Source organism: Acinetobacter sp. YH12219 (genome assembly GCF_013417875.1).
GTDB classification, from domain to species: Bacteria; Pseudomonadota; Gammaproteobacteria; order Pseudomonadales; family Moraxellaceae; genus Acinetobacter; species Acinetobacter amyesii.
Map to the genome: position 1 here is coordinate 129,369 of NZ_VPDC01000011.1, position 10,481 is coordinate 139,849.

The window sequence follows — 10,481 nt, forward strand, 5'->3', positions numbered from 1 at the left end:
CAACATTTTTTCAAATTAAACGTAAAGAAATATTTCTCATGACAGATTTACATCGCTTATCAATTCGTGAATTGTCTGAAGGTTTGGCTGGCGCTAAATTTTCTTCACGCGAATTGACTGAACACTATTTAAAACGCATTGAAAAAATCGATGCTCAAGTCAAGTCATACGTGACCGTGACTGCTGAACAAGCACTTGCGCAAGCAGATGCGGCTGATGCTGCAATTAAATCAGGCAATGCAACTGCGTTGACCGGTGTACCAATTGCGCACAAAGATATTTTCTGTACCCAAGGCATTAAAACCACTGCTGGTTCTAAAATGCTGGACAATTTTATCTCTCCTTACGACGCGACCGTTGTAGCGAAAGGTAAAGCTGCGGGCCTTGTCACTTTAGGTAAAGTGAACATGGATGAATTCGCCATGGGTTCGACCTCTGAAAATTCATTTTATGGCGCGACTGCGAACCCGTGGAACTTAAACCATGTTCCCGGTGGTTCTTCAGGCGGTTCTGCGGCAGCGGTAGCAGCTGATCTTGCGCCGTTCGCAACAGGTACAGATACCGGTGGTTCAATCCGTCAACCTGCATCTTTCTGTGGTCTAACAGGCCTTAAACCGACGTATGGTCGTGTGTCACGCTTCGGTATGATCGCGTATGCATCATCTTTAGACCAAGGCGGCCCAATGGCACGTTCGGCTGAAGACTGTGCTTACCTCATGAACGTGATGGCAGGTCATGACGCGAAAGATTCAACTTCGGTTGAAAAAGACGTAGACAACTATGTTGCTAACCTAAACGGCACTTCTGTAAAAGGATTACGCATTGGTATTCCTAAACAGTACTTTAACGTTGCTGGTTTAGATGCAGACGTAAAAGCACGCGTTGAAGAGTCACTGAAAAAGCTTGAAGAAATGGGCGCAATCTTGGTTGAGATTGACCTAAACATGACTGAAAGCTACGTGCCGACTTACTACTTGATTGCCCCTGCTGAAGCATCGTCTAACTTATCTCGTTTCGACGGCGTACGTTATGGCTACCGTGCAGAAAACCCTGTGGATTTGATGGACTTGTACAAACGTTCACGTTCAGAAGGTTTTGGTAAAGAAGTGCAACGCCGTATCTTGATTGGTACTTACGCGCTGTCTGCGGGTTACTACGATGCTTATTATGTGAAAGCACAAAAAGTACGTCGTTTAATTCAACAAGATTTCTTAAAAGCATTTGAGTCTGTAGACGTGATTGCGGCTCCTGCTGCACCGACTACGGCGTATAAGATTGGTGCAAACTTGTCTCCTGTAGAAATGTACTTAGGTGACATCTACACCATCGCAGTGAACTTGGCAGGTCTGCCTGCGATTAACGCGCCTGTTGGTTTTGACAAAGACAACTTGCCTGTTGGCTTACAGCTGATTGGTAACTACTGGTCAGAATCTCAATTGTTGTCTGTGGTACATCAGTACCAACAAGCAACGGATTGGCATACACAACGCGCTGCAATTGCTGAGGAGAATGCATAATGGCTAAAAACGCTGCGAAACCAAAATCTAACCTGATTGATGGTTGGGAAGTGGTGATTGGTATCGAGATTCACACTCAGCTTGCAACCAATACCAAAATTTTCTCAGGTTCATCAACTACGTTTGGTCAAGACCCAAATACACAAGCGAGCCTAGTTGACCTTGCAATGCCGGGCGTATTGCCTGTACTCAACAAAGAAGTGGTCGATCTTGCGATTCGCTTTGGTTTGGGTATCGATGCTTATATCGACCAAGCGTCTGTATTTGCACGTAAAAACTATTTCTACCCTGACTCTCCTAAAGGCTACCAAATCAGCCAAATGGACAACCCGATTGTGGGCTTGGGTCATATCGACATTCAACTTGAAGATGGCACTGTAAAGCGTATTGGCGTGACACGTGCGCACCTTGAAGAAGATGCAGGTAAATCAATCCATGACCAATTTGAAGGTCAATCTGGTATCGATTTAAACCGTGCAGGTACGCCACTGCTTGAAATCGTATCTGAACCTGATATGCGTTCGGTTGAAGAAGCAGTTGCCTACATTAAAGCGATTCACACGCTTGTTCGTTGGTTAGGCATTTCTGACGGTAACATGGCAGAAGGTTCGTTCCGTGCAGACTGTAACGTGTCTTTACGTCGTCCGGGTCAACCGTTTGGTACGCGTTGTGAGTTGAAAAACTTGAACTCTTTCCGTTTCATTGAACAAGCAATCAATGTTGAAATTGAACGTCAAATGGAAATCTTGGAATGGGATGGCACCATTGATCAAGAAACACGTTTATTCGACCCTGTGAAGATGGAAACGCGTTCAATGCGTTCTAAAGAAGAAGCGAACGATTACCGCTACTTCCCTGACCCTGACTTGTTGCCTGTGATCATTGCAGACGAACAAATCGAAGCAATTAAGGCAACCATGCCTGAGCTTCCTGCCGCACGTCGTGCACGCTTTGTGGCTGACTTTGGTGTGACTGAGTACGATGCACACGTGCTGACGCTTACTCGTGAAATGTCAGAGTTTTATGAAGAAGTCGTAAAAGCTGCTGGCGGTGCTTCACAAGGTAAAGTGTCTGCTAACTGGGTGATGGGTGAATTCTCTGGTGCTTTAAACAAAGCAGGCCTAGAGCTTCATGACTCTCCTGTATCTGCTGAAAAACTTGGCGGTATGATCGCACGTATTGTGGACAACACGATTAACGGTAAGATTGCGAAACAAGTGTTCGGCTTTATGTGGGAAGAAGGCAAAACTGCGGACGAAATTATTGCTGAAAAAGGCTTGAAACAGGAAACTGATACAGGCGCAATTGAAGCGATTATTAAGGAAGTTCTTGCTGCTAACGAGAAGATGGTTGAAGAGTATAAATCTGGTAAAGAGAAAGCTTTCAACGGTCTTGTTGGTCAAGTGATGAAAGCAGCGAAAGGTAAAGCTAACCCTGCTCAAGTGAATGAATTAATGAAGAAGTTGATTGGTTGATTTATTGACTAGTCAGTTAATATCATGAGATAAATCCCTCAAAATTGAGGGATTTATCATGTTTCTAAATTTAACTACATCTGAAGAAGAAGCAACAATTGAATTGAATGCAATTTATGATTCATGGTCAAAAAAGAATAAAGAAAAAAATTTAAAAAAAATTACCCAAGATTTACAGCATTTAATACCAAAAAGTTATGAAGACTCTTCAAAATATGTAAATATACTCATTAAATCTACTATTCCAAATGACATTTTAATAATTAATTTTAGAAACTTAGGAATTTTTAGAATCTCTAAATATCATTTTCAGGCAAAAGTAACAAAAAAAATTTTAAAAATATTATTAACAATTGAAAACTTACATGAATCCAATAAAAAATATCTACAAAATCTTAATAATTTTTATATTCTCAGCTCAGATATTACCCATGAATACAATATAATTATTAACAACATTAAAGATTCTAAATTTCTATTTAAAACATTATTAGCCTCAGCCGATCAAGAGTTTTACGAAAAGACTTTTGGTCTAATAGACAATCCTGAAAAACATTTCTCACAATCAGAAAATATATCTATTGAAGATCTATTAGAATGCATTTCATATTTTATTTTTTGTTTAAAAGAGCTTCACCCTTCTGAATTTATTTCTGAAAGCTTTATAAATGAAAGTCTCCCCCATACCTCTGTATTAATAATTATTGACTCTATCAAGAAGATTTTAATATATAAAGATTTTGAGATTAAAATAGATTTCTTTGACTTTGATGTTTCATTAGAAAAAAAAATATTAACAATTAAGAATACCAAAATTGATAAAGCAATATCATGGGGATATACAAAATCAAAAATTGCGATGAATAACAATGCAATTAGAAGCTTAAAAGAAGGAAAAACTTTAATTGATTTTCTTAATGATTTTAAAGATGAAGATATAAAAAAATTCTATGAGATTAAAGGCAGTAATTATTTTGAAAGAATTACTCTAAAAATTATGTGTATACCTGAATTCCTAGAGTTATTCAACACACGATCCTTATATATTAATGAGTCTCAAATGTTAGAAGGATTATTATTTGACAATTACTATCCTAATAGTATTCTAGATTTTAAAATTAAAGAGGGACTATCTATACTCGATATTATATCACTTCATAGAGTGTTCATTTTCACTAGTTTTATTTTTAGGAAAGCGGCCGAAATAGAATATAAAGAATTTAAATTAAGACATAAAGTTTTATTAAGATCTATTCTCCCTGTCTTTAATATAGAAACTTTCATAAGCTTTATTACAAATATTTATCCTGATCTAAATCCAGAAAAAATATCAAAATTATTAGAAATTTTTTCATCTGATTTTGAAAAAATTAATGATAGCTTTGACTTGCAATATACACCTTTCATTTTTTTAAAAAATTCTTTAATTATTTCTCCTACAATTTTTTGTATGTCAAATTTTATTCGTTACAGCCTATGGTCACAAGATAAAAGTTTATCTATCCCAAAGCAAGGCCATGATATGATGATTGACACTTTAGAAAAAATTTTCAACTCCAGAGGCTTTATTGTAGAAAAAGATTTTAAATTTGGGAAAGATGAAATTGATTTAATAATTGTAGATGAAAATACAAATAATATTTTCATATTTGAATGTAAAAATCCCTACCATCCAGTTAATAGCTATGAATTAAGAAATACATACAGTCATTTACTAAAAGCACAATCACAAATTAAAAAGTTTAAAAAAAATCTATCAGATATATCTACTTTTAAAAACCTATGTCTTAAACTAAAAATAAATTTTAAGAGATACAATTTACATTATGGTGTAATTAACTCTAATAGGCTTTTTAGTGGGCATAAAATGGAAGAATCGCACATTATATGTGCCTATGATTTGATTAATTTTTTAATTGATGGAAAAATTATTTTTAAAATGAAAAAATTTAATGTTTGGTCTAATAATACTTTCGAAGTACAAGACCTCATAGATTTCATTAATGGTAAAGTAATTAGTGATTATAAGACATTTTCTTATATTCAAATTCAAAAAATCCCATTTAGAGAATACAGTATAAATAAAGAATTACATTACTTCAATATAGAGGCATTCAAACCTGAAAAATTATATAAAGAAGTTAATTAACTATAAATTGCACTAAACCTCCCGTTAGAAAAGGAAGACTTTTTCATGTGATCAGTGCGATACACGTGATTCCCTCTCCTGAGCAAGTTTTAAAGCACTGCTTTAAAACGCAGCGCAAGTGAGAGCATCCTCAGAATATATTTTGAGTTGGTAAAGGAAAGGTATTTTTTAAAGCTAAACATTTGCACTATACTGATTCAAAATAAAAAAATAATTAATGACAGCCAACCAATTACAGCTCTACATTCAACTTGCACTGAGCATTTTTGTACTAGTAATTGCAATTCCATTTATCTTACCCAAAACACGAAATAAGCTTGGTACACTCCGTAAAAATCGGCATAATCGAACTTCATTTTGGCAGAACATTGCAGATGGCCTTGAACTGATCTTCACCCCTATTGTTTTGATTATCAAAATAATTATTGGCTTCTTCCATTAGTCATATTAAGCCTCGAATCACACCTAGCTCAAACAACATGACCATCAAAAAAAGTATCCTCAATCGCCAAATTCGAAGACTTAGGATATATCCAACTTTCGAAGTCTTTTTTCATGCGTGACTTCTACCCTCATCCCCCTTGCGAAGCAGTGCTTCTCATCCCAGAGGGAGAAGGAGCTCTCATTATAAATTATTTGCCGTTATAATTTAGTATTGGAAGTTCCCTCTCCTTTAAGGAGAGGGCTAGAGAGAGGTAAATATTTAATTTTCAAAATTTTAAACATACAATCAATCCAAACACTTCACACCAAAAACAAAATGACCATCAAAAAAGTATCCTCTATCGCCAAACTCGAAGACTTAGGACGTATTCAACTGTCAAAGTCTTTTTTTATGCGTGATTTCCTCTATAGCGAAATCGCCAATTGGTACGGTGTACCAAATTTCCCCGACCATCCTGACATTGCGATTCGTATGGGATCAAAACTCTGCGAAGAACTACTTGAACCACTGCAAGAAAAGTTTGGACGTATTGCCATTCGTTCCACGTAACGTTCACCAAGCGTGAACCAAATCGGCAATGAAAAAGGACACAACTGCGCGAGCAATGAGAAAAACTTTGCAAGCCATATTTGGGACTATCCTGACGCAAAAGGCTACGGTGCAACGGCGTGTATTATCATTCCCTCACTCATCGATTTAATTGAAAAAGACCCAAATAATTGGAAACAGATTGCATATTGGATTCACAATCACTTGCCATACAGTCATCTAGAATTTTTTAAAAAAGAAAATACGTTTTGTGCATTCAATATCGGTTGGCATGAGAAACCACTTAAAGAGATCAATAGCTATGTCACAGGATCTAAAGGCAAGCTGCAAGTAACTCATGAACCAAATCTAGACTATGAAAAATTTTATCCTGATTTGCTGTGATTTATCCCTCTCCTAATGGGAGAGGGAGCTTTCAAAGTGAATAAATACTTAAACGATTTTTTGGATATCCCCCCTCTCCTTTTAGGAGATAAGCAGCACTGCTGCACAAGGGAGAGATAAATATTTAACTTTTTAAAGCTATGTGAAAAACACCAAAGTCATTAATAATTGATAGCATCTAGCCTACTAAACTCATCATAATTTGAACTATAACCATCTATAACTTTTATAAATCCAGATAAAAATATACAACTAAAGAATTTACAGCCTGCTTAAAACTGTCATTTCAATATGCTAAGGTAAATGAAAAATTGATATAAATCATATTTCAACAGAGGGTTACATCATGTCAAAACAAATTCTTATGCTCGTGGGCGACTATGCTGAAGACTACGAAACAATGGTACCTTTTCAATTTTTAGTTGGTCTTGGTTATACCGTTCATGCCGTTTGTCCTGACAAAAAAGCTGGCGACAGCATTGCCACAGCCATTCATGATTTTGAAGGTGAACAAACTTATAGCGAAAAACGCGGTCATAACTTTGCGATTAACTATGACTTTGATGCAGTTAACTCAGAAAACTATGTCGGCTTAGTGATCCCGGGCGGTCGTGCGCCTGAATATTTACGTATGAATGCACGTGTGATTGAAATCGTACGCGAATTTGACGCGGCGAAAAAACCTATTGCAGCGGTTTGTCATGGTGCGCAAATTTTGGCAGCAGCCAATGTACTGAAAGGCCGTACATGTTCCGCTTATCCTGCATGTGCCGCCGAAGTTAAACTGGCTGGCGGTCAGTACGCAGATATTGCAGTCACGGATGCAGTGACCGACGGTCATTTAGTTACTGCTCCTGCTTGGCCTGCTCACCCTGCGTGGATGGCGCAATTTGTTAAAGCATTAGGCGCGACGATTACCATTTAATGCTTGAGTCACGAAACTAAAACGCATTGGATCATCATCCATTTAGGGTGAATCCATAAAAAATGCTCCTTGTATAAAAGGAGCATTTTTTATTTACTCAAAATAAAATTAACGAACCACACCTAACTTATTCCAAATGTCTGGGGTTAAAAATTTGGTCACCAATTTATTCAAATCGACATAACGCAGTACGCCTTGTAATTGTTGTTTAATTTCAGGCGTCTTTAATATTTCATCCCCCGTGATACTACCAAGCTCTTGAAAACTTTCGCCTACAGCCTGTAGACCGTCGGCTTTAATTACAGCCTGCGTTTGCGTAGAACATTGCTCCACCAAAATTCGCTGCATCACTTGAGCCAGATTTTTATCGAGTTGCGTTTTTTGCGCATCACTGACATTACTGTATTGTTTTAAATCTGGATGCGCTGCCAAGGCAGAAAAGGTCCATTGCAGCACCGCTGTTTTATCCGCAGCAGTGGTCGATTTCACTAAACATTGACTGAGCTGATCGACCGTAGGACTCGCCAAACTCACCTGAGTCGACCCGAACATGATGAGTGTCAATAAAGCCAAACCTGCTGGTCGTGAAAAACGTAGATGTAATTTTTTAGATAAACCGTAAGCCATAGACCAAACTCCCAAAACTTGAGTCACCTTTGTATCATGAAGTGCTGTATTTGCTGTTTGGTCTATGTAACTCAACTATTCATTTTTGCTAGTCGGTGCATAGATGAGAGGATGAATCGTTGGCCTTCTATTCCAATACCAGTAAAAATTTCCATGGGTATCGAGCAAACTATGGGTGGTCAATGTCGATTTATTGCTATCACCTCGCCAACATGCAAGTGCTGCATTACGGTTATTATGTAGGTCAATAAACTCGGGATTTAAATATTTTGGTTTCGCAGGAATGTATAAAGCATCTCCCGGATTGACCCATAAATCTGCCAAGTAAATCTTGCCTAGATTTGGAAAATAGCGTCCCACTGAGATGACCAGAGGCAAATGATCCTGATCTGTCGCACTAAAAATATGCGGAAAGTCATGGTGTTCTAAATCAGTAATGACAAATGGTGTTAAAGTTTTACCGCCATTTAAATTTGATGTTGCACTTTCATATGGCAAATAATGACCTGCCATCATGCCATATTCATAATGAATCTCTGACAGTCGTTTTTGATTTGAATGAATCTGAATCGCTTCACCTGCCTGAACTAAGGTGATACCAAAAGCTGCCGCGTTTTCTTTGCTTGCCACCAATGGCATAAACTCGAAGTGTTGCCCTTCAAATTCAAGCTCCGTTTGCTCCCCCCAATTGGTAATTTTAGTCGAAATTTCGGAAGGTACATCGTAGGGATTTCCCATCGTCATTTTCGCATTGGTGGCTGACTCTGTAATTAAATGAATCCCCGCCCCAAGTGACGCTAAATATGTTGGATGCCCTCGATCATTCAAAAAGAAGGGTGTTTGCTCGATATTGATTGTAATTTCTGTTAATTCTCGGTCAAATAATGGCGCATTAAAATAAGTTTCTTTTACTAAAATCATGGTTTTCCTTATTATTTTTTTAAATTTTATCTGAGTACATCATTGGATCAGGATAAAAGCCTATTTCCCCAAATGGCTTTTATCCTGTTGAAGTTTATTTCATACGATTCAACATATTTTTTGCCCCTGCGTGGTTATAGTTAGTCGCTAAGTTTTGTAAGATGCCTTTTGCTCTTGCATTGGCGTTTGGATAACTTTTGCTATATGCAGGCACTGAGGTTAAGCATTTTGCAACGAGCATACCTGATTCAGCATAGGCTCTATTGGCATTTGCACCATTTAATTTGCCATAGCTATAAGCGCGCTGTGCATTATTACAAGCGGTGACTTGATTTTTTCCGGCATTCAGGTCACGTCGTGCATTCACATATAAGCGCATTTGTATCTGTTGCGATGTTTCTGCAACTGGTTTCACTACAGGTTTTTTTTCAGGCTCTTTGGCTTTGGTTTCTTTTTTAGTCTCTACTTCTTTTTTTGCTTCCTCTTTCGCATTGCTTTTTGTTGTCGTTGCTTTTGCTTTGCTTGGTGTGGCTTTTTTAGCTACAGTTTCTTCTTGTTTATTATAGTTTTTGCGACGTTCTTCGGGTCCAATAATTGCTGTATACAAACTCACTAAGCGGGTTTCAGAACGGTCATTCGATTTACGCTCTGAAACGGGTTCAATAGCAACCATCCAACGTTGTCCATCTGCCTGACTACACTGAAACACACCTGTGCTCTGTTTTATACTGCTATAGGTCGCTAATAATTTACGACTCCATGCATTTTTGACTTGGTTCAAATTGCTTTTATTCAGTTGAATAAATTTGCCATTTTTGGCTTGGCAGTAACTGCTCATATTTTGCTTAGGTATGAGCGATTCTACTTCCACATTTTTCTTTTGTGGTCCCCAATCATAGACGTATTCTTTCGCCTTTCCATTTGAGCTATTTAGCCCTTTTTGATTGATCACTTCTTGTGGTGATGCATAATGATTAAATGAATTTGGGTTTAAACTCTGCATGGTTGTACAACCATGTAATGCAAATCCAATACTCCCCACCCATAAAATTGCCTTTAAATTCACAGCAAAAATCTCAAAAATTTCACCTCTAAAAAATAGCGTAATTTAGTGCCTTTCACAATTTTATAATCTTGATTTTATTTATTATTTTTATAAATTTAATCACTAAAATCGTACACGTTTGAGATGTGTGCATATGTTGTTAATTTTAATTTGATGAATTTCACATTTTATTTAAGTGTATTTGTTTATCCTTGGTGAACGGTCATCATCGTTCCCTTTTAGGTTATTTCGCAAGCATTTATGTATCGCTATGTGCTTATCAAATCTGCCATCAGAACAAGCCTCTATTATTAATAATAACCCGAATCCCGCTTAAGCCAATGATTCCATAATTTGAATTGTTGGTTTATTTTGATGATTAAGTTGATATGCACATAACGATGCGTAAATCCCACTCAGAAATCCATGAATACTACGAGCTTT

Annotated in this window: 10 protein-coding genes and 1 pseudogene; 7 read left to right on the plus strand and 4 right to left on the minus strand. The window is 37.2% G+C overall.

What is annotated here, in order from left to right:
• Positions 1–38: 38 nt before the first annotated feature.
• The 7 genes from gatA to FTV04_RS08765 all read left to right on the plus strand — a co-directional run bounded on the left by gatA (position 39) and on the right by FTV04_RS08765 (position 7,444).
• On the plus strand, positions 39–1,517 hold the full coding sequence (gene gatA / locus FTV04_RS08740; RefSeq protein ID WP_180089264.1) for an Asp-tRNA(Asn)/Glu-tRNA(Gln) amidotransferase subunit GatA: 1,479 nt from the start codon (positions 39–41) through the stop codon (positions 1,515–1,517).
• Positions 1,517–2,992 (plus strand): Asp-tRNA(Asn)/Glu-tRNA(Gln) amidotransferase subunit GatB, encoded by a 1,476-nt coding sequence (gatB, locus tag FTV04_RS08745; protein ID WP_180089265.1) that lies wholly within the window; start codon positions 1,517–1,519, stop codon positions 2,990–2,992. The genes gatA and gatB overlap by 1 nt, the downstream gene beginning before the upstream one ends.
• Before the next feature lie 58 nt (positions 2,993–3,050).
• Positions 3,051–5,141 carry a hypothetical protein gene (locus tag FTV04_RS08750; RefSeq protein ID WP_180089266.1) on the plus strand — a complete coding sequence of 697 codons (2,091 nt, stop codon included), beginning with the start codon at positions 3,051–3,053 and terminating at the stop codon, positions 5,139–5,141.
• A gap of 217 nt (positions 5,142–5,358) precedes the next feature.
• Positions 5,359–5,583 carry a hypothetical protein gene (locus tag FTV04_RS08755; RefSeq protein ID WP_180089267.1) on the plus strand — a complete coding sequence of 75 codons (225 nt, stop codon included), beginning with the start codon at positions 5,359–5,361 and terminating at the stop codon, positions 5,581–5,583.
• 318 nt (positions 5,584–5,901) lie between these two features.
• A complete protein-coding gene (locus tag FTV04_RS16815; protein ID WP_257220995.1) occupies positions 5,902–6,135 on the plus strand; it encodes a hypothetical protein in 234 nt (77 codons plus the stop codon).
• A 12-nt stretch (positions 6,136–6,147) separates the two neighbouring features.
• Positions 6,148–6,519 carry a hypothetical protein gene (locus FTV04_RS16820; RefSeq protein WP_257220996.1) on the plus strand — a complete coding sequence of 124 codons (372 nt, stop codon included), beginning with the start codon at positions 6,148–6,150 and terminating at the stop codon, positions 6,517–6,519.
• A 346-nt stretch (positions 6,520–6,865) separates the two neighbouring features.
• Positions 6,866–7,444, plus strand: coding sequence for a DJ-1/PfpI family protein (locus FTV04_RS08765; protein WP_180089268.1), 579 nt, complete (start codon positions 6,866–6,868; stop codon positions 7,442–7,444).
• Between the two features lie 108 nt (positions 7,445–7,552).
• Here the strand turns inward: FTV04_RS08765 and FTV04_RS08770 are convergent, their stop codons facing one another.
• The 4 genes and pseudogenes from FTV04_RS08770 to FTV04_RS08785 all read right to left on the minus strand — a co-directional run.
• The gene (locus FTV04_RS08770) at positions 7,553–7,996 is read right to left on the minus strand and encodes a hypothetical protein (RefSeq protein ID WP_257220998.1); all 444 of its coding nucleotides are present in this window, start codon (positions 7,994–7,996) and stop codon (positions 7,553–7,555) included.
• A gap of 150 nt (positions 7,997–8,146) precedes the next feature.
• Complete coding sequence (locus FTV04_RS08775; protein WP_180089270.1) at positions 8,147–8,992, minus strand: hypothetical protein; 846 nt, start codon at positions 8,990–8,992, stop codon at positions 8,147–8,149.
• 94 nt (positions 8,993–9,086) lie between these two features.
• The gene (locus FTV04_RS08780; RefSeq protein ID WP_180089271.1) at positions 9,087–10,058 is read right to left on the minus strand and encodes a hypothetical protein; all 972 of its coding nucleotides are present in this window, start codon (positions 10,056–10,058) and stop codon (positions 9,087–9,089) included.
• A 312-nt stretch (positions 10,059–10,370) separates the two neighbouring features.
• Positions 10,371–10,481 (minus strand): annotated as a pseudogene (locus FTV04_RS08785) (IS982 family transposase); the annotation flags it as partial.